17 protein-coding genes are annotated in these 18,524 nt (G+C 77.3%); 10 read left to right on the top strand and 7 right to left on the bottom strand.

All coding sequences use genetic code 11. From position 1 onward, the window contains the following. Positions 1-41: 41 nt before the first annotated feature. The 6 genes from WAA21_RS09610 (at position 42) to WAA21_RS09585 (ending at position 5,642) form a co-directional block, all read left to right on the top strand. Entirely contained in the window at positions 42-863 is an 822-nt protein-coding gene (locus tag WAA21_RS09610) for an SDR family NAD(P)-dependent oxidoreductase (RefSeq protein WP_336922569.1), read from the top strand. Positions 864-952: 89 nt separating this feature from the next. Then, complete coding sequence (locus WAA21_RS09605) at positions 953-1,414, top strand: MarR family winged helix-turn-helix transcriptional regulator (protein ID WP_336922568.1); 462 nt, start codon at positions 953-955, stop codon at positions 1,412-1,414. Beyond that, positions 1,411-2,784, top strand: coding sequence for an MFS transporter (locus WAA21_RS09600; protein WP_336922567.1), 1,374 nt, complete (start codon positions 1,411-1,413; stop codon positions 2,782-2,784). Before WAA21_RS09605 ends, WAA21_RS09600 begins: the two co-directional genes overlap by 4 nt. After that, on the top strand, positions 2,784-3,965 hold the full coding sequence (locus WAA21_RS09595) for a class I SAM-dependent methyltransferase (protein WP_336922566.1): 1,182 nt from the start codon (positions 2,784-2,786) through the stop codon (positions 3,963-3,965). Before WAA21_RS09600 ends, WAA21_RS09595 begins: the two co-directional genes overlap by 1 nt. Further along, on the top strand, positions 3,962-4,747 hold the full coding sequence (locus WAA21_RS09590; RefSeq protein WP_336922565.1) for a putative protein N(5)-glutamine methyltransferase: 786 nt from the start codon (positions 3,962-3,964) through the stop codon (positions 4,745-4,747). The genes WAA21_RS09595 and WAA21_RS09590 overlap by 4 nt, the downstream gene beginning before the upstream one ends. Before the next feature lie 37 nt (positions 4,748-4,784). Beyond that, positions 4,785-5,642 carry an alpha/beta fold hydrolase gene (locus tag WAA21_RS09585; protein WP_336922564.1) on the top strand — a complete coding sequence of 286 codons (858 nt, stop codon included), beginning with the start codon at positions 4,785-4,787 and terminating at the stop codon, positions 5,640-5,642. A 22-nt stretch (positions 5,643-5,664) separates the two neighbouring features. Here the strand turns inward: WAA21_RS09585 and WAA21_RS09580 are convergent, their stop codons facing one another. From WAA21_RS09580 to WAA21_RS09565, 4 genes are all read right to left on the bottom strand, one after another. Beyond that, complete coding sequence (locus WAA21_RS09580) at positions 5,665-6,147, bottom strand: hypothetical protein (protein ID WP_336922563.1); 483 nt, start codon at positions 6,145-6,147, stop codon at positions 5,665-5,667. 140 nt (positions 6,148-6,287) lie between these two features. After that, entirely contained in the window at positions 6,288-7,535 is a 1,248-nt protein-coding gene (locus WAA21_RS09575; protein ID WP_336922562.1) for an MFS transporter, read from the bottom strand. Further along, positions 7,532-8,635: a phosphoserine transaminase gene (gene serC, locus WAA21_RS09570; RefSeq protein ID WP_336922561.1), complete on the bottom strand. Its 1,104-nt coding sequence runs from the start codon at positions 8,633-8,635 to the stop codon at positions 7,532-7,534. The genes WAA21_RS09575 and serC overlap by 4 nt, the downstream gene beginning before the upstream one ends. A 31-nt stretch (positions 8,636-8,666) precedes the next feature. Further along, the gene (locus WAA21_RS09565) at positions 8,667-9,737 is read right to left on the bottom strand and encodes a citrate synthase 2 (protein ID WP_336922560.1); all 1,071 of its coding nucleotides are present in this window, start codon (positions 9,735-9,737) and stop codon (positions 8,667-8,669) included. Between the two features lie 72 nt (positions 9,738-9,809). On the opposite strand from WAA21_RS09565, the gene pdxH reads away from it, so the two are divergent. After that, a complete protein-coding gene (gene pdxH, locus WAA21_RS09560) occupies positions 9,810-10,478 on the top strand; it encodes a pyridoxamine 5'-phosphate oxidase (protein WP_336922559.1) in 669 nt (222 codons plus the stop codon). Between the two features lie 58 nt (positions 10,479-10,536). Here pdxH and WAA21_RS09555 read toward each other — a convergent pair whose 3' ends face one another. Both WAA21_RS09555 and WAA21_RS09550 read right to left on the bottom strand, forming a co-directional pair. Then, positions 10,537-11,313 carry an SMP-30/gluconolactonase/LRE family protein gene (locus WAA21_RS09555; RefSeq protein ID WP_336922558.1) on the bottom strand — a complete coding sequence of 259 codons (777 nt, stop codon included), beginning with the start codon at positions 11,311-11,313 and terminating at the stop codon, positions 10,537-10,539. A 276-nt stretch (positions 11,314-11,589) separates the two neighbouring features. Continuing rightward, entirely contained in the window at positions 11,590-13,023 is a 1,434-nt protein-coding gene (locus WAA21_RS09550; RefSeq protein ID WP_336922557.1) for a cryptochrome/photolyase family protein, read from the bottom strand. A 339-nt stretch (positions 13,024-13,362) separates the two neighbouring features. On the opposite strand from WAA21_RS09550, the gene WAA21_RS09545 reads away from it, so the two are divergent. The 3 genes from WAA21_RS09545 (at position 13,363) to WAA21_RS09535 (ending at position 16,398) form a co-directional block, all read left to right on the top strand. Next, on the top strand, positions 13,363-13,854 hold the full coding sequence (locus tag WAA21_RS09545; protein ID WP_336922556.1) for an HNH endonuclease: 492 nt from the start codon (positions 13,363-13,365) through the stop codon (positions 13,852-13,854). A gap of 38 nt (positions 13,855-13,892) precedes the next feature. Continuing rightward, the gene (locus WAA21_RS09540; protein ID WP_336922555.1) at positions 13,893-15,800 is read left to right on the top strand and encodes a gamma-glutamyltransferase family protein; all 1,908 of its coding nucleotides are present in this window, start codon (positions 13,893-13,895) and stop codon (positions 15,798-15,800) included. A 73-nt stretch (positions 15,801-15,873) separates the two neighbouring features. Continuing rightward, positions 15,874-16,398, top strand: a complete 525-nt coding sequence (locus tag WAA21_RS09535; protein WP_336922554.1) for a hypothetical protein — start codon at positions 15,874-15,876, stop codon at positions 16,396-16,398. Between the two features lie 18 nt (positions 16,399-16,416). On the opposite strand, the gene WAA21_RS09530 is transcribed toward WAA21_RS09535, so the two are convergent. Continuing rightward, positions 16,417-18,513: a hypothetical protein gene (locus tag WAA21_RS09530; protein ID WP_336922553.1), complete on the bottom strand. Its 2,097-nt coding sequence runs from the start codon at positions 18,511-18,513 to the stop codon at positions 16,417-16,419. Positions 18,514-18,524 lie beyond the last annotated feature (11 nt).

The raw sequence follows: 18,524 nt of genomic DNA, 5'->3' as shown, positions 1-18,524 counted from the left end.
CCCACGGGGCCCAGCGTAGGCACGGCTGGCAGGCTGCCCCCATGAGCCCGACCCCGCCGCCCCCGCCCTCGACGTCGACCGCCCCGGCCGCGGCCGGGAGGGCGCCGGCGGGCGCGCCGCGCGGCACCGCCGTCGTCACCGGGGCCAGCAGCGGCATCGGGGAGGCGAGCGCCCGCGCGCTCGCGGCCGCCGGCTTCCACGTCGTGGTCGCCGCCCGTCGCGTGGAGCGGCTCGAGGCCCTCGCCGCCGAGCTCGGCGGTCGCGCCGTGCGGCTCGACGTGACCGACGACGCCTCCGTCGCCGCCCTCGCCGAGGCGGTGGCCGACCTGCCGAGCGTCGACTGCGTCGTCCACAGCGCCGGCGGCGCCCTCGGCCTGGAGCCGGTGCTGGACTCCGACCTCGACCGCTGGCAGCGCATGTTCGACAGCAACGTGCTCGGGGTCGCCCGCGTCACGCAGGCGCTCGCGCCGCGGCTGCGGGCCAGCGGTCGCGGCCACGTCGTCGTCATCGGCTCGATCGCCGGCTCCGAGGTGTACCCCGGCGGCGCCGGCTACGCCGCCGCCAAGCACGCCGTGCGCGCGGTCACCGAGACGCTGCGCTGGGAGCTGCACACGGAGGGCATCCGGGTGAGCGAGGTCGCGCCCGGCATGGTCCACACCCCCGAGTTCTCCCTCGTCCGCTTCGACGGCGACGCCGAGCGCGCGGCCAAGGTGTACGAGGGTGCCCGCCCCGTCCACGCCGAGGACGTCGCCGAGGTCGTCGCCTTCGTCGCGACCCGCCCGCCGCACGTCGACATCGACCGGGTCGTCGTCAAGCCGGTCGGCCAGGCGAACGGGCACGTCGTGCACCGCCCCGACGCCTGAGACGACCCGGTGACGGCCCGCCGCGCCCCGCCGCGGGTCCGCCGGTGATGGTTAGCCTGGGTAACCGTCGTGCGGTACCCTCGGTCGCGATGACCGTCCCTGGAGCCCGCACCGCGCACACCGGCGAGGGCGCGCACACCGGCGCGCTGTCGGCGGAGCTGCGCGTGTCCCTCATGCGCATCGTCCGGCGCCTGCGCGCGGAGAAGTCCGACGCCGACATCACCGACTCCCAGTACGCCGTCCTCGGCCTGCTGAGCCGGCACGGGGCCTCGACCGCCGCAGCGCTCGCCGCGCACGAGCGGATCAAGCCCCCGTCGATGACGCGGATCGTCGGCAGCCTGCTCGAGGCGGGCCTCGTCGAGCGCGCCGCCCACCCCGAGGACGGCCGCGCCCAGCTCGTCGCGCTCACGCCCGCCGGTCACGCCGCGGTGCAGGAGACGCTGCGCCGCCGCGACGAGTGGCTGTGCCACCAGCTGTCGCGGCTGTCGGAGGAGGACCGCCGCACCCTGGCGCGGGCGGCGGAGCTGCTGCAGGACCTCAGCGAGTCGTGAGGCAGCGCGCGCCCTACACGACCCCCGGCGTGCCGGTGTCCACCGACCCGCCCCGTCGACGGCCCTTCGCCCAGACGTTCCGCTCGCTCGGCCACCGCGACTACCGGCTGTGGGCCGGCGCGGCGGTCGTGTCGAACACCGGCACGTGGATGCAGCGCGTCGCGCAGGACTGGCTCGTGCTCGTCGACCTCACCGCCGACTCCGCGCTCGCCGTCGGCGTCGTCACGGGCCTGCAGTTCCTGCCGATGGTGCTGCTCGCGCCGTGGGCCGGGCTCATCGCCGACCGGTTCGAGAAGCGGCGCATCCTGCAGGTGAGCCAGACCCTGCAGGGCCTGCTCGCGCTCGGCCTGGGCCTGCTCGTGCTCGCCGGCGCGGCCCAGGTGTGGCACGTCTACGTCTTCGCGCTGGCGCTCGGCGTCGTCACCGCCTTCGACGCGCCGGCTCGGCAGACGTACGTCACCTCGCTCGTGCCCGCCGAGGACCTCCCGAACGCGATCGGCCTCAACGCCGCCACGTTCCACCTGGGCCGCCTCCTCGGCCCCGCGAGCGCGGGCCTGCTCATCGCGTGGGTCGGCACCGGCCCGGTGTTCGTCATCAACGCGGTGTCGTTCGCCTTCACCGTCGTCGTGCTCGCGATCACGCGGACGCGCAGCCCGGGGCAGGGCACCCAGGGCCTCAGCGGGCTGGAGCGGATGCGGCAGGCGGTGCAGTACGTCCGCACGCGCGGCGACATCCTCCTCGTGCTCGTCCTCGTGTTCGTCGTCGGCACGTTCGGGCTCAACTTCCAGCTGACCACCGCGGTCATGGCCCGCATCGAGTTCGGCCGGGGGCCGGAGTCCTACGGCCTGCTCGGCACGTTCCTCGCGGTCGGCTCGCTGACGGGTGCGCTCGTCGCCGCCGGACGCCGCCGGGCGCGGCTCCGGCTCGTGGTCGGTGCGGTGACGGCCTTCGGCGTCGCCTCGAGCGCCGCGGCGCTCATGCCGACGTACTGGACGTTCGCCGCCTCGCTCGTGCTCGTGGGCCTCGCCTCGCTCACGCTCATGACGGCCGCCAACGCGACCGTGCAGCTGTCGACGCCGCCGGAGCTGCGCGGGCGCGTGATGGCGCTGTACTTCGCGGTCTTCATCGGGGCGACGCCGGTCGGCGCGCCCCTCATCGGGTGGATCGCCGAGGCGTGGGGCGCGCGCTGGACGATCGCGGTCGGCGGCATCACCGCCCTGCTCGCGGCCGCCGGGGCCGTCGTCTTCCTGCTGCAGCGCTCCCGGGTGGAGCTGCGGTTCCGCAGCGACGCCCGTCCGCACGTGCTCCTGCTCACCGCCCCCAAGGACGACGACACCACCCACCCCACCCACGACGAGCGGGTCGCCTGATGCCGGAGCCGCTCGCCCCCGCGCTCGCCGAGGCGCGCGGGCTGCTGCTGTCCGGCGGCCTCGTGCGCGCGGTCGCCGCCGGCCGGCGGCGTGGTGCGCAGCCACGGGTCCCGCGTGTCGAGCTGCGCGCGGTGACGGTCTCGGCGGGGCGCCGGGTCCTCGTCGAGGAGCGCCGGGAGACCGGCGCGCCGCTGTCGCGCACGCTCGCGGCCGACGACCTCGCCGAGGCCGTCGAGGACCTGCTCGACGAGCCGTTCGGCAACTGGCACATCGAGGTCGCCGGCCCCGAGGGCACCGCGACGTGGCAGCTGCGGGTGACGAAGAAGGGCGAGGCGCAGGTGCACCGGGGGCGCCCGGTCGCCGCCCCCACCGCCGCTCGAGCCGGCCGCGCCGGTCACGACCGCGAGAAGCAGCACCACCTCGCCCCCGACGACCCGCTGTTCACCGCGGTGGGCGCCAACGCCGCCAAGCGCCGCCAGGTCGACGCCTTCCTCGGCCGGCTCGCGCCCGTCGTGCCGCCCCAGCCGGCCGGCCGGCCGCTGCGCGTCGTCGACCTCGGCTGCGGCAACGCCTACCTCACCCTCGCGGCGCACCGCTGGCTGTCCGCCCGCGGGCCGGTCGAGACGGTCGGCGTCGACGTCCGCGAGGACGTCGTCGCCCGCGACCGCTCGCTGGCCTCCCGGCTCGGCGAGAGCGGGGTCACCTTCGTCGTCGACGCCGCGGGCACGTGGGCCCCGGCCGAGCCGCCCGACGTCGTGCTCGCGCTGCACGCGTGCGACACCGCCACCGACGAGGCGCTCGCGCAGGCGGTGCGGTGGGACGCGCAGGTCGTGCTCGCCGCCCCGTGCTGCCACAAGGACCTGCGCCGGCAGGTCGACGCGCGCCGCGGCGAGGCGGTCGAGGGGGCGGACCCCGCGCTGCGGGCCATGCTGCGCGACGGCATCCTCCGACAGCGTCTGCTCGACACCGCCACCGACGCGCTGCGGGCGGACCTGCTGCGCCTGCACGGCTACCGCACCGACGCCGTCGAGCTCGTCGACCCCGAGCACACGCCCCGCAACACGCTGCTGCGGGCGGTGCGCGATCCGCGTGCCGCCCGCGACGGGCTCGCCGCGGAGGTCGAGGCGACGACGGCCGCGCTCGGCGTCCGTCCCGCCCTCGCCGCGCTGCTGGCCCGGTGAGCGCCGACCCGCTCGTCGCGCGGCTGCGCCGGGCGGGCTGCGTGGCCGCCGAGGAGGAGGCCGACCTGCTGCGCGAGGCGGCGCGCGAGGGCCGCGGGCCGCTCGAGGACCTCGTCGCGCGCCGGGAGGCGGGCGAGCCGTTGGAGCACCTGCTCGGCTGGGCGGCGTTCTGCGGGCTGCGCGTGCCGGTCGGGGCCGGCGTGTTCGTGCCGCGCCGGCGCACCGAGCTGCTCGCCGAGCACGCGCTCGACGCGCTCCGGGAGCGCCCGGGCGCCGTCGTGGCCGTCGACCTGTGCTGCGGCAGCGGCGCGCTGGGGCTCGTGCTCGCCACGGCGCTCGGGGCCCGGCTGGAGCTGCACGCCGCCGACCTCGACCCCGCCGCGGTCGAGCTCGCGCGCTCGACGCTCGCGCCGCACGGCGCCGCGGTCCACCCCGGCGACCTGTACGACGCCCTGCCGGACCGCCTGCGCGGCACCGTCGACGTCCTCGTCGTCAACGCGCCGTACGTGCCGAGCGAGGCGCTGCGGCTGCTGCCGCGCGAGGCCCGCGAGCACGAGCCGCTCGTCGCCCTTGACGGCGGCGCCGACGGCTCGGACCTGCAGCGCCGCGTGGTCGAGGGCGCGCCCGGGTGGCTCGCGATCGGCGGGACGCTGCTGCTCGAGACCTCGCAGCGGCAGCTGCCCGGCCTGCTCGGGCTCGCGGGCGAGCGAGGCCTGGTGGCCGAGGGGCTCCGCGACGAGGAGCGCGGCGCGACCGCGCTCCTCGCCCGCGCCGCGGGCTGACCCGGGTGCCCGGCTCGGCCCGACCTAGGCTCGAGCGGTGGGCACCGACACCGTCGCCGGCCTCGGCGTCCGCCGCTGGTCCGGTCGCACGGACGACGGCCCGGTCGTGCTCGCGCTGCACGGCTTGACCGCGACGTCCGCGGTGTGGGACGACCTCGCTCGCCGCACGCCCCTGCCCGTCGTCGCGCCGGACCTGCCGGGCCGGGGTGCCTCGGTCGCCGCCCCGGCGGGCCCCGGCCTGACCGGCCTCGCCGAGGCCGTCCTCGACGTCGTCGACGCCCTCGGCCTGCAGCGCGTCGTCGTCGTCGGTCACTCCATGGGCGCCTTCCTCGCGCCACTGGTCACCGACGGGCTGGGGTCACGCGCCGTCGGGACCGTCCTGCTCGACGGCGGGGCGCCGCCGGCGCGCTCGCTGCTGCACCGCCCGTTCGTGGTGCGGGCGCTGCTCGGCCTGCAGCTGCGGCGCCTGGTCCGCGCCTGGACGTCGGTCGACGCCTACACCGCCGCGGCGGAGGGCCGGCTCGTCGTCGAGCGGCCGGACCTGCGCGACGGTGTCCGCGCGTGGTCGGAGGCGGTCCTGCGCCCGCACGGCGGCGCGCTGCGCCCGGCGCTCGACCCCGCTCGCGTCGTCGCCGACGGGGTCGACAGCCTCTGCCGGCCCGCGCACCTGCCGCTGCTGCGGCGCGCGACGACGCCCGTGCACCTGCTCGCCGCCTCGCACGGGGCGGACGGGCGCCGCGCGCCGTTCCTGTCCGACGAGGCGGTGACCGACGCGGTACGGCTCGTGCCGCGGCTCGGGTGGCAGCGCGTGCCGGCCACCCACGCCTCGCTGCTGTTCGACGCCGCCGTCGCCGCGGCCGTCCGTCGCGTGGCCGACGGCGGCGGGACGGGCTGACGGCGGCGGGGCGGGGCGCCGGTCAGGGACCGCCGACCGACGGCAGGACGGCCGTGCCTGCCCACCGCCTCGGGGGCCGCCCGGCGATCTGCCCGGTGAGCTCGTCGAACAGCCACGTCCGGTAGGCCAGGACGTCGGGCGGCGTCGCCAGCGTGAGCAGGAACCCGACCTGCCGGCAGTAGGAGTCCACCTCCGACTGCAGCGCCCGCAGCCGCTCGACGGCCGTGGTGAGCGCCACCGGGGCCTCGTAGACGACGTCGACCACGTCCTCGCCCGCCGCGCGGGCCTCGGCCATCCGGCGCTCCCGCAGGCGACGGAAGGGCGAGACGTCGTCGGTCACCGCCGTCACCACCTCGAGGAACCGCGAGGGCAGTGCGTCGTCCGGGGTCTCGGCGAGACCGAGGGTGATGAGGGTCATCTCGCGGGCCAGGCCGTCGTGGTGCTCCTGCGCGCGTTCGGCGAGGTCGACGGGCAGCCCGAGGAGGTGCACGGTGACGGTCTCCACCGGTCCCTCCCTCCGCCCGGACGGGCCCGGGGGAGCCGCGGCCCCGGGGCGTCGAGTGTGCCGCTCACGCGGCGGCAGGTCGAGGACGTGCGCGCGTCACGACCCCTCGCCCGCCCGTCCGGCGGACCCGACAGCCCTCGTCAGTCGTGCACCCTCGCGCGGGCGAGCACCGCGAGCCCGAGGGTGACCAGCGCGATGCCGACCGGGATCGCGAGCAGCGCGAGGTGGATGCCGACGAGGTCGGCGAGCACGCCGACGGAGAAGGGCACGAGCCCCGCCGAGGCGCCCACGCCGACGGACACAGCCGTCATGCCCCGCTCGGACTGCCCCGCCGTGCTCCGCACGAGCCACGCCACACCGATGGGGAAGAACGCCCCCGCCCCGGCGCCGGCGAACGCGAGCCCGACGACCGCGAGCGACACCCAGCCGGTCGAGGCGAGCGTCGACACCCACAGCAGGGCGAAGCCGCCGCCGGCGAGCACGACCGCGGCGCGCAGCAGCGCGGCGCTCGTCCAGCGCCGGGCCAGCGGCACGGCGACGAAGCGCCCGACCGTCATGCCCGCGGCGAACGCGGCGACGAAGGCGCTCGCGCCCGCCTCCTCCAGCACCGTGCGCTCGCGCAGCAGCTCCGCCGACCACGTGTTGAGGCTCACCTCGCTGCCGACCCCGCACATGACGACGGCGAGGATCACCCACACCCGCCGCGGCAGCGGCGTCCGCCGGCCGCTCGCGTCGCGTCCCGGGGCGGGCGAGGCGCGCAGCGAGGAGGCGTCGACGTCGCCTCGGCGGTCGGCGGTGAGCACGCGCCGCACGAGCAGCACCCCCGCGCCCGCGAGCGGCACCAGGAGCAGCAGCGCCGGGCGCCACGTGAGCCCGAGGGCGACGAAGGCGCCCACGAGCAGCGGCGCGCACATGCCGAGGCCCGAGCCGAGGCCGTTGGCCTCGCTGACCGCGGCGTTGGAGGACCGGCCGTGGTGCCCGTCGAGGACCGCGGTCGACGTGCCGATGAGCAGCGTGCCGCCGAAGCCCGCGCTCACCATGCCGAGCAGGGTGAGCGCGAGCCCCCAGCCGGGCAGCAGCGAGCCCACCGACAGCAGCACCGCGGCGAGGCTCACGCAGGCGGCCCCCACGCTCATGGCGCCGTAGCGGCGCAGCCGCCGCACGAGCGGCGTCAGCAGCGGCGCCGAGGCGACGCTGCCGACGGACAGGAACGTCGCGTGCAGGCCGACGAGGGTCTTCGACAGGCCGAGGTCGAGCCCGACCAGCGGCAGGATCGGGCCCGAGGCGAAGACGAACCAGCCCCACGTGACGACCGCCGAGTACCCGGCGGCCGTGACGGCGTCGCGGCGCAGCGGCGGGGCCACCGCGGCCCGGCCGGGTCCGCTCACGCGAGCCGCTCGACGACGTGGTCGACGCAGGCGGTGAGGGCCCGGACGTCGTCGGGGTCCACCGAGGGGAACGTGCCGACGCGCAGCTGGTTGCGACCGAGGCGGCGGTACGGCTCGACGTCGACCACGCCGTTCGCCCGCAGCACGCGCGCGACCTCCGCGGCGTCCACGTCGAGGACGTCGAGGGTCACGACCACGGGCGAGCGCAGCGCGGGGGCGTCGACGAAGGGCACGAGCCAGTCCCGCTCCGCCGCCCACCCGTACAGCACCCCCGAGGACTCCCGGCAGCGCGCCGCGGCCCACGCGAGGCCGCCGTGCCCGAGCAGCCACTCCAGCTGCTCGGCCAGCAGCACGAGCGTGACGAGCGCGGGGGTGTTGACGGTCTCGTCCTTGCGCGAGGCCGCGACGGCCGCGCGCAGCGAGAGGAAGTCCGGCACCCAGCGGGTCGGCTCGAGCCGCTCGGCGCGTTCCAGCGCCGTGGGCGACAGCACGGCGCACCACAGCCCGCCGTCGGAGCCGAGGGCCTTCTGCGGGGCGAAGTAGTACGCGTCGGTCTGCGCGAGGTCGACCTCCACCGCGCCCGCGGCCGACGTCGCGTCGACGAGGACGAGGGCCCCGTCGTCGGCGCCGTCGACGCGGCGCACCGGGGCGAGGACGCCCGTGGAGGTCTCGTTGTGCGGCCAGGCGTAGGTGTCGACGCCCGCGGCGGCGTACGGCGCGGCGGCCGAGCCGGGCTCGGCCCGGACCTGCACCGACTCGGCGACGAACGGCGCGCGGGCCGTCGCCGCGGCGAACTTCGCGCTGAACTCGCCGTGCACGCAGTGCTGCACCCGGTCGCCGACGAGCGCGCCCGTCGCGACGTCCCAGAACGCGCTCGACCCGCCGTTGCCGAGCACGACCTCGTAGCCGTCGGGCGCGCCGAGGAGGGCGGCGAGGCCCTCCCGGACCCGCCGCACGAGCGCCCGCACCGGCTCCTGGCGGTGGCTCGTGCCGAGGACGCCCGCGGAGGTGACGAGGGCGTCGAGCTGCGCGGGACGGATGCGGCTCGGTCCGGACCCGAACCGGCCGTCGGCGGGCAGCAGGTCGGCGGGGATCCTCACGACGCGCTCACGCGCGCCATCGTCTCAGCCGTCAGAGGCTGCGCGGTCCCTCGCCCGCGTAGCGGGCGGACGGGCGGATGAGGCGGCCGGTGCGCTTCTGCTCGAGCACGTGGGCGGACCAGCCGGCGCTGCGGGCGCACGTGAACATCGGGGTGAACATCTCCGCCGGCACCTCGGCGAAGTCGAGGACGACCGCGGCCCAGAACTCGACGTTGGTCGCGAGCACCCGGTCCGGCTTGCGGGCGTGCAGCTCCTCCAGCGCGGCCTGCTCCAGCGCCCGGGCCGCCTCGAAACGCGGCGCGCCCAGGCGCTCGGCCGTCGCGCGGAGCACGCGGGCCCGCGGGTCCTCCGCCCGGTACACCCGGTGCCCGAAGCCCATGAGCCGCTCGCCGGCGTCGAGGACGCCCCGCACGTAGGCGAGCGCGTCGCCGCGCTCCTCGACGCCGTCGAGCATGTGGAGCACGCGGCTCGGCGCGCCGCCGTGCAGCGGGCCGCTCATGGCGCCCACCGCGGCGGACACCGCCGCGGCGACGTCGGCGCCGGTCGAGGTGACGACCCGCGCGGTGAACGTCGAGGCGTTCATGCCGTGCTCGGCGGCGCTCACCCAGTACGCGTCGACGGCGTCGACGTGGCGGGGGTCCAGCTCCCCGCGCCAGCGGACCATGAAGCGCTCGGCCGCGGTGGTGGCTGCGTCCACGCGGTCCTGCGGCACGGCCGCCTGCTCGCCGCGCGCGGACTGGGCCGTGAACGACAGGACGGCGTCGGAGACGCGGGCGAGGTCGTCGCGCACCGTGGCGGCGTCGACGTCGAGCACGGGTCGCAGGCCCCAGCGCTGCGCCAGCGTCGGCAGCGAGGCCTGCACGTCGACCCGCACGTCGCCGGTCCGCACGGGCAGCTCCACCGGCTCGCCGGGCTGCAGCCCGGGCCGCGGCCCGTCGTCGACGAGGAGCCCCCACACCTGCTCGAACGGCACGGCCCCCGCGAGCTCGGTGATGTCGACGCCCCGGTAGCGCAGCGCGCCACCGTCGCGGTCGGGCTCGGCGATGGTCGTCTCGAAGGCGACGACGCCCTCGAGGCCGTGCGCGATCCGGCCGTCCGTCATGCCGCCTCCCAGGTCGTGACACCGCTGTCGGGGCCCGACACTACCGACGTGGCGGCCGAGCGGATCAGGGACATGAGGGTGACGTACCTCGCCGGGACGCTGGGCGAGGGCGAGGTCGCCCCCGACCCGCTCACCCAGTTCCGGCGCTGGTTCGACGACGCCGCCGCGTCCCCGGCGGTCGTCGAGCCCAACGCGATGGTCGTGTCGACCGTGGACGGGCACGGGACGCCGTCGAGCCGGACGGTGCTGTGCAAGGGCGTCGACGTGGCCGGGTTCCGCTTCTTCACCAACCTCACCTCGCGCAAGGGCCGCGAGCTCGCGGGGAACCCTGCCGTCGCCCTGCTGTTCGGCTGGCACGACATGGAGCGCCAGGTCGGCGTGCGCGGCCTCGCGGAGCCGCTCGGCCGCGAGGAGGTCCGCGAGTACTTCGTGTCGCGCCCGTACGCCTCGCGCGTCGGGGCGTGGGCGTCCCGGCAGTCGGAGGTGCTCGACGGGCGCGAGCCGCTCGAGGCGCGCGAGGCCGCGCTGCGCGCGCGGTTCCCCGACACCGGCTCGGCCGACGACGTGCCGCTGCCGGAGTTCTGGGGCGGCTTCCTCGTCCGGCCGGTCGAGGTCGAGTTCTGGCAGGGCCGGGCCTCGCGGCTGCACGACCGGCTGGTGTTCGTGCGCCCCGACGGCGCGAGCGGCCCCGGCCGGCTGGACGCGGCCGACGACTGGCGCCTGGTGCGCCGCTCACCCTGAGCCCCGGTCGCCGTGGTCGCCGTGGTCGCCGTGGTCGTCGCGGTCACGGGGCGAGGCCTCACACCGGCGTCGCGAGCACCCGCCCGTTCGTGACGCCGTGGCCGTCCCAGTCGCCGACCACCGCGAACAGCGTGCGGCCGTCGTCGCCGCCGAGCGCGCACGAGAACGCCCCCGAGCCGAGCGGCACGGTGGCGAGCACCTCCCCGCCCTCCGCGACCCGGCGGCAGTGGGCGTTCGGCACGTCGGCGTACCAGACCGTCCCGTCCGTCCCGACGCATATGCCGTCCGGGGCGGCACCGTCGCCGAGGTCGGCCCACACCCGACGGTCCGTCAGCGAGCCGTCCGCCCCGACCGTGAAGGCGGTGAGCCGGGCGGCGTGGGACTCCGCGACGAGCAGCGTCGCGCCGCCGTCCACCACGGCCAGGCCGTTGGGGAAGGCGAGGCCGCCGGCCACGACGTCGCTGCTCCCGTCGGGTCGGACGACCGCGACGACGCCGGGCGCCGGGTCCTCCCACGGCATCGAGCCCGGCATGTCGACGAAGACGTGGCCCTCGGGGCCGACGGCGATCTCGTTCCACGGTCGCCCGAGCGCGCCGTAGGGCTCCAGGCCCGGCCCGACCCGCACGCCGTCGGAGGTGCACACCACGAGGCGGCCGTCGGGCAACCAGTCGACCGAGAACGGCACGCCCTCGACCCGCGTCACCACCTCGCGGTCGCCGGCGGGGGAGAACGCGAGCACCTCGCCGGCGACCCAGTCGCACAGCCACAGCCGGCCGCGGTGCCAGCGGGCGGACTCACCCATGCCGATGCCCGTCGCGAACGTGGTCGTGGTCACGGGGGGCAGACCGGCGGTACCGGTGGATCTCATCGCGGGCAGGGGACAGCCCCCGGGGCGGTGACACGGTCACCCGTCGCGTGGACGAGGTGCGACACCCGGGGGCTGCGGTGGCTGCCGTGGTCTACGCCTGGCAGTCGAGTCCTTGGTTCAGGGGCTCCCGCTCAGCGGGCAGCCACCTCACTCGTCCGAAGGATTGTCATTCCTCGGATCACCTCCCTTCCGTGTGCTCGGAACCGTACGTCGGCGCACCGCGGGACGTCGAGGGCATTTCGCTCAGGGCCGGACGGCGCCGAACCGGTCGAGCGCCTCGGCGCGCTCGGCGGCGTGGTCGACGACCCGCTCCGGGTAGCTGTGGTCGTAGCCGTCCTCGACCTCCCACGGGGTGTGGACGGCCTTCCCGGCCACGTGGCGCAGCTCGGGCACGTAGCGGCGCACGTAGTCGCCGTCCGGGTCGAACTTCACGCCCTGGGTGACGGGGTTGAAGATGCGGAAGAACGGCGCGGCGTCGGTGCCGGAGCCTGCGGCCCACTGCCAGCCGTGGTTGTTGCTCGCGAGGTCGCCGTCGCGCAGCCACCGCAGGAAGTACCGGGCGCCCACCTGCCACTCCAGGTGGAGGTCCTTGACGAGGAAGCTCGCGACGACCATGCGGACCCGGTTGTGCATCCAGCCCTCGGCCCGCAGCTGGCGCATGCCGGCGTCGACGAACGGGTAGCCCGTGCGGCCCTCCTGCCACGCCTCGAGCCGGCTGCGACCGGCCCCGCGCGACGGGGAGTCGTAGCGGAGGTCGGCGTACTCCTCGCGGTGGTACTCCCGCGCGGTGCGCGGGTGGTGCCACAGGACGTCGGCGTAGAACTCGCGCCAGCCGAGCTCGCTGCGGAAGGTGTCGACGGAGTCCTTCGAGTCCGTGGACAGCCGGCCGTCGTCCAGCAGGCGGCCGAGCCCGGCGAGCAGCGTGCGCGGGTGCACCTCCCCGTACTTGAGGTGCGCGCTCAGCCCGCTCGTGCCGTCGACGGCCGGGGAGTTGCGGGTCTCGGCGTAGGTGAGGAGCCCGTCGTCGCGGAAGGACTCCCAGCGCTCGCGGGCGGCCGCCTCGCCTGCCTCCGGCAGCTCGAGGTCGCCGAGGTCGGGCTCGCTCGGCCACTCCCGCCCCTCCACCTGCTCCCACGACACGTCGCCCGGCTCGACGTCGTGGCCGGGCGACGGCCAGCCGTGGCGCAGCCACGCCCGGTAGAACGGGGTGAACACCTTGTACGCCTCGCCGGAGCCGTTGAGCACGCTGCCCGGACCGACCGCGTACGGCGTTCCGGTGCGCACGAGCGAGACGCCGTCGCCGAGCGCCTCCTCGACGGCGGCGTCGCGGCGTCGCCCGTACGGCCCGGTGTCGGCCGTGACGTGGACCTCCCCGGCGCCGGCGTCCCGGGCCACGGCCGGGACCACGTCGGCCGGGTCGCCCTCGCGCACGACGAGCCCGCCGTCGAGCCGCTCGTCGAGGGCGCGCAGCGAGCGCAGCAGCCACGCGCGGCGCGGGTCCCCCGAGGGCCCCCACAGCGCGGGGTCGACGACGAACAGCGGCACGACCGCGCGCCCGCCCGGGCCGTCGCCGGGCTCCGCGCCCGTCGCGGCCAGCAGCGCCGGGTGGTCGGCGAGGCGCAGGTCGCGCCGGAACCACAGGACGGCGGGGGCCTGCTCGGAGGACTCGGACGCCACGCGGCGACGGTAGGTCGGCGCCGCGACCGGCGCGACACGGGCGGGACGGACGCGACGGGCGCGACACGGACGACGAGGAGCCGCAACCTGCCCGGCCGCGGGGGTCGCGGGTTACGCTTCGGACGTGCACGCGGTGCGCACGGCGCGACCCACGACGACGGGGCCCGGACGGGGCCACGCGTTCGTGCGCGGCCATGTGCTCCCCGAGCACCGCAGCAGCCGGTCCAGTCGGAGCCGCTCGTGCTGCTGCCCGTCCGTGAAGGCGTCGTCCCGTGTGGGACGGCGCCTTCGTCGTCGTGGGGGCGGGTGCCGTCCCCCGGGCCCGTGCAGGAGGCCGTAGTGCGCACCCTCGTCCTCAACGCCGGCTACGAGCCGCTGGCGGTCGTGTCGTTCCGGCGGGCCGTCGTGCTCGTCCTCGCAGGCAAGGCGACGGTCGTCGCCGCGCACGCCGAGGAGGTCGTCGGCGCGACGACCCGCTTCGTCCGGCCCTCCGTCGTGCTGCTGCACCGCTACGTGCGCGCCCCGTACGCCACGCACGTGCCCGTGAGCCGGCGCGGCGTGCTGCGCCGCGACGGGCACCGCTGCGCGTACTGCGGCGGGTCGGCGACCACCGTGGACCACGTCATGCCGCGCAGCCGCGGCGGCGTCGACTCGTGGGCCAACCTCGTGGGCTGCTGCGTGCGGTGCAACAACGTCAAGGGCAGCCGGACGCCGGAGGAGATGGGCTGGACGCTGCGCTCCCGGCCCTACACCCCACGCGGCAGCGCGTGGGTGGTCAAGGGCGCCGACCAGCGCGACCCGGCGTGGGAGGAGTACCTCGTCGCCGCCTGAGCGTGCAGCCGGGCGGCCCGGCGCCCACGATCGACCGGGTGAGCGCACCCCCCACCCGTCCCGAGCTCGCCGGCACCTTCGGCATGGTGTCGACCACGCACTGGCTCGCCACCGCCGTCGGGCAGTCCGTGCTCGAGCGCGGCGGCACCGCCCCCGACGCCGCGGCGGCCGCCGGCTTCGCGCTGCAGGTCGTCGAGCCGCACCTCAACGGCCCCGCCGGTGAGGTGCCGATCCTGCTCGCCCCGCCCGGGCAGCCCGTGCAGGTGCTGTGCGGGCAGGGCGTCGCGCCCGCGGCGGCGACCCCCGAGGCGTTCGAGGCGCTCGGTCTGGACCACGTGCCGGGCACCGGGCTGCTCGCCGCCACCGTGCCGGGGTCGTTCGGGGCGTGGGCGCTGCTCGTGCAGCGCTGGGGCACGTGGTCGGTCGCCGACGTCCTCGCCCCGGCGATCGCCCTGGCCGCCGACGGCGCGCCCGTGCTCGACCGGGTCGAGGCGACGCTGTCGCGTACCGCGGCGCACCTGCGCGCGCACTGGCCGACCTCGGCGGCGACCTACCTCGTGGGCGACGGCCCGGACGGCGTGCCCGTCGCGGGGGAGCTGCTGCGCCTGCCGGCGCTCGCCGACACCTACCGGCGCGTGGTCGAGGCGGCCGGCACCGGTGGGCACGAGGAGCAGTGGGAGCGCGCCAGGGCCGCGTGGTACTCCGGCTTCGTCGCGGAGGCCGTCGACGACTTCTGCCGCACCACCGAGTGGCTGGACTCCAGCGGCGAGGTCCACGGCGGACTGCTCACCGGCGACGACCTCGCCGCCTGGCGCGCCACCGTCGAGGAGCCCGCGACGCTCGACCTGCCGCAGCACCCCGGCGTGACGGTCTGCAAGACCGGGGCCTGGGGTCAGGGCCCGGTCATGCTGCAGGTCCTCGGCGTGCTCGGGGCGCTCGGCGTGGGCAGCGGGCCGCTCGCCGACGCCGAGGGCCGCGAGGACCCGGCGTGGCTGCACGCCTGGGCGGAGGCGACGAAGCTCGCGCTCGCCGACCGCGAGGCGTGGTTCGGCGACTCCGGCGACACCCCGCCCCCGCTCGCGGACCTGCTCGACCACGCCTACCTCGCCGAGCGCTCGCGGCTGATCGGTGAGGCGGCGGACACCGGGGCCGACGGCCTGCGCCCGGGGAGCCCGGGCGGGCGCAGCCCCGTGCTCCCGCTCGCCGTGACCCGGCGGTGGGAGGCGTGGCGCGACGGCACCGCCGAGGCCGGCGCCGCGGTCGGCGCCGGTGAGCCGACCGTCGACCGGGGACGGGGTGCCGCGGCCGCCGCCGACGGCAGCACGCGCGGCGACACCGTCCACCTCGACGTCGTCGACCGCTGGGGCACGGTGGTGTCGGCGACCCCGAGCGGCGGCTGGCTGCAGTCCAGCCCGGTCGTGCCCGCGCTCGGCTTCCCGCTCGGCACGCGCGGGCAGATGTTCCGCGTCGAGCGCGGCCTGCCCGCCACCCTGCGCCCGGGCCGGCGCCCGCGCACGACCCTGTCGCCGACCCTCGTGCTGCGCGACGGCGTGCCGTGGCTCGGCCTCGGCACGCCGGGCGGCGACCAGCAGGACCAGTGGACGACGGTGTACCTCGCGCGCGTGCTCGCCGCGGCGCACCACGGCCGCCGGACCGGTGAGCCACCGTCGCGGCTCACGCCGCTGCAGGCCCTGCTCGACGAGCCGATGCTCCACACCGACCACGCCCCGAGCTCGTTCCACCCGCGCGCGGCCGAGCCGGGCTCGCTGCTGCTGGAGGACCGCTTCGCCCCGCACGTCGTGGCGGACCTGCGCCGTCGGGGGCACCGCGTCGCCCTCGGCGACGGCTGGCAGCTCGGCCGGACGTGCGTCGTGGGCGTCGAGCACGGGGTGCTCCGCGCCGCGGCCAACGCCCGCGGCGCCCAGGGGTACGCCGCCGGGCGCTGACGAGGCGGCGGGACACCCGAGCCGTCGCAGATCCCGGACGGTGCGGTCGTCCTCTGTCACACTCGAGAGCCTGATGACCCCCCACACCACCGGCCCCGGCTCCCCCCGTCCACCCGGTGCGCCCGCCGCCTCCCCGGTGCGCCGCGGTCGTCGGCGGGCGCACCCGGCCGCCGTCGTGGCCGCCGGGCTCCTCGCGCTCGGGGCTCTCGCGGGCTGCGCGGAGGCCGAGCAGGTCGCGCGCACCGCGGTCGAGGACGCCGCCCGTGAGGCCGTCGTGGAGGCGACGGCCGGTGCGGGTGAGGTCGGCAGCGCACAGGCGCGCGAGCAGGCGCGCGACGCCGTCGACGACGCCCTCGCCCAGGTACCGGGCACGTGCCGCGACCTCCTGCGGGTGCCGGAGGCCACGCGCGAGGAGTACGCGCTGCAGGTGCTGCGCGGGTTCTGGCTGTCGGAGCTCACGACGCAGGACCCGCCCACGGAGACCGCGGAGGCCTTCGCGGAGGCCGTCGCGGTGCGCTGCGAGGACTCCCTGGAGACGGCCGGCTCCGACGTCATCACCGAGGTGTGGGAGACCGGGGAGTTCGCCCCCGGCGGGTGAGCCCTCGCGGCCCGCGCCTCAGCGGACCGTGACGGTCGTCTGGTCCACGAGCAGCGCCGGGTCGAGCACCCCGTCGGCCTCGCCGTCGGACTCGTCCGGCACGCGCACCCGGAACGTGTACGTCCCGGCCGGCAGCGCCACCGGCACGTTGAATGTGTCGAACTGCCCGTTCGCGCCGGTCACCGCGGTGCCGGACGCGCGGACGGTGCCGTTCTGCACGACCTCCCACAGCAGCGTCCCCTCCGGTGCGCTGCCCACGCCGGCGAACACGGTGGTGCCGACCGAGGCCGTGCTGATCGACGGGGCGCGCAGCTCGACCTGGCGGCCGCCTGCGGGGACGGTGACGGCGTCGGGGCTGCGGCCCTCGCGCGTGACGACGACCGTCGCCCCGGAGTCGGACTGCTGCTCGACGGTGATCGTCGTCGCGCCGCTCGCGGTCCGCAGCGTCGTGCCGCGGCGCAGCGCCGACGCCCAGTCCGAGGTACGGGTGCCGGAGGTCACCGAGCCGTCCAGCAGGACGCTCTGCCGGGCGCTGACCGGGCTGCGCCGGGTCACCACGACACCGGCGTCCAGGCCGCGGCTGTTGCTGCCGAGCCAGGCGTCCCAGCCGCTCGCCACCCGGTACTCCACGTAGTACGTGGCCGCGCCCTCGTCGATGCGCAGCACGCGCAGGCCCTCGCCGGTCTGCGGCACGAGGTGCACCCGGACCGGCTCGGAGGTGACGAGGCGCTCGGTGGAGCGCAGCACGCCGAGCGCGTCGGCGTTGGGTGCGGCGAGGGACCCGAGGTTCGACCACGACACGCCCATGACGTCGTAGTAGTTGCGGTACTCGTGGTGGCTGCAGCCGCTCTGCCAGGCGCCCGAGGCGTACGTGCCGTCGGAGCGGTCGGTGCACAGCAGGCCGTTCGCGTGCCCGAGGCCGAGGTTGTGGCCGAGCTCGTGGGCGACGATCGACGGCATGGGCGTGCCGACCCAGGCGCGCCCGCCGCTGTCGGGGCTGGAGCCGACGGTGCCGAGGCCCGACCCGCACCCGTTCGCCGACGGGATGTAGAGCAGCAGGTGCCGGCGCGTGCCGCCGGTCCAGCCGACCTTGGCCGCGACCTCGTTCCACACGTCGAAGGCCTCCGAGCACGGCGAGGCGAACGACGTCCAGCCGACGGCGCGGACCACGCGGAAGCCGCGCTGGCCGCGGGTCTGCTGCTGCCAGTACGTGTTCGCGCCCCGGCCGACGACGTCGGTGAGCGTCGCGGTGGTCGTGCCGTCGCGCGTGCCCTTCGCCGGGTAGGCGAGCACGACCGTGACCTCGTGCTCCAGCGTGGCCGCCGCGGCCCCGAACACGTCGGTGCTGCCCTCGCCGAACTCCACCGCCCCCGCCGCGAGGACGGGCTCCTCGACGCGCTCGACGGCGGTGACCGGGTGCGGCAGGTCCGCGCCGGCGCGCGACCCGAGCCGGGCGGTCACCCGCGCGCCCTCGGGCGCGTCGGCCACGGCCGTCGGCTCGACCCGGTAGGCGGTGCCGTCCTCGCCCTCGAGCCACGTCTCCGGCAGGTGGGCGTCGTCGTGCCCCGCGCCGTCGCCGTCGACCCAGACCCGCACGAGCGTGCCGGTGACGGTCCCGGGCGCGGCCTCGCGGAAGGGCGCCGGCGCGGTGGGGACCGAGTTCCCGGGGGTGGTCGGGGTGGTCGGGGCGGTCGGGGTGGTCGATGGCGCCGGCGAGGCCGGGGCGGTGGCCGGGGCGGCGGCCGGGGTCGCTGCCACCGGCCCCGGGACGGCCGGGGGCGGGACGACCGGCGGTCCGGCGGCGGGGGCCGGGCCGGCGTCACCGGGTGCGGGCCGCTCCGAACGGTCACCGCCCGGTCCGCCGGCGGCGACGACGACCGCGTCTGCGCCGCCCGCCCCGGTCCCGGTGCCGGACCGCAGCGCGAGCGCGCGGTCGTCGCCGACGGACGGCGTGGCCGCGGCGCCGGAGGAGCCTCCGCGGCCGGGTCCGGCGTACGACGCCGCCGCCACGGGGGCGCCCTCGGGCGCCTCGGCGTCACGGGAGACCCCGGGCACGACGAGCGAGGCCACGAGGACGGCGAGCGCGGCGGCTGCCCCCAGCGGACGTCGGTGCACGAGGTCGCCTC

This window comes from Aquipuribacter sp. SD81 (assembly GCF_037153975.1).
Classification (GTDB): Bacteria; Actinomycetota; Actinomycetes; order Actinomycetales; family JBBAYJ01; genus Aquipuribacter.
The sequence above is the reverse complement of the archived record's forward strand: the minus strand, read 5'-3'. Positions and strand labels throughout refer to the sequence as shown.

Excerpts from the sequence above, each read along its gene's own strand:
- WAA21_RS09610 (WP_336922569.1), top strand. The coding sequence starts at position 42 with ATGAGCCCGACCCCGCCGCCCCCGCCCTCGACGTCGACCGCCCCGGCC.
- WAA21_RS09605 (WP_336922568.1), top strand. The coding sequence starts at position 953 with ATGACCGTCCCTGGAGCCCGCACCGCGCACACCGGCGAGGGCGCGCAC.
- WAA21_RS09595 (WP_336922566.1), top strand. The coding sequence starts at position 2,784 with ATGCCGGAGCCGCTCGCCCCCGCGCTCGCCGAGGCGCGCGGGCTGCTG.
- WAA21_RS09565 (WP_336922560.1), bottom strand. The coding sequence starts at position 9,737 with ATGACGGACGGCCGGATCGCGCACGGCCTCGAGGGCGTCGTCGCCTTC.
- pdxH (WP_336922559.1), top strand. The coding sequence starts at position 9,810 with ATGAGGGTGACGTACCTCGCCGGGACGCTGGGCGAGGGCGAGGTCGCC.
- WAA21_RS09535 (WP_336922554.1), top strand. The coding sequence starts at position 15,874 with ATGACCCCCCACACCACCGGCCCCGGCTCCCCCCGTCCACCCGGTGCG.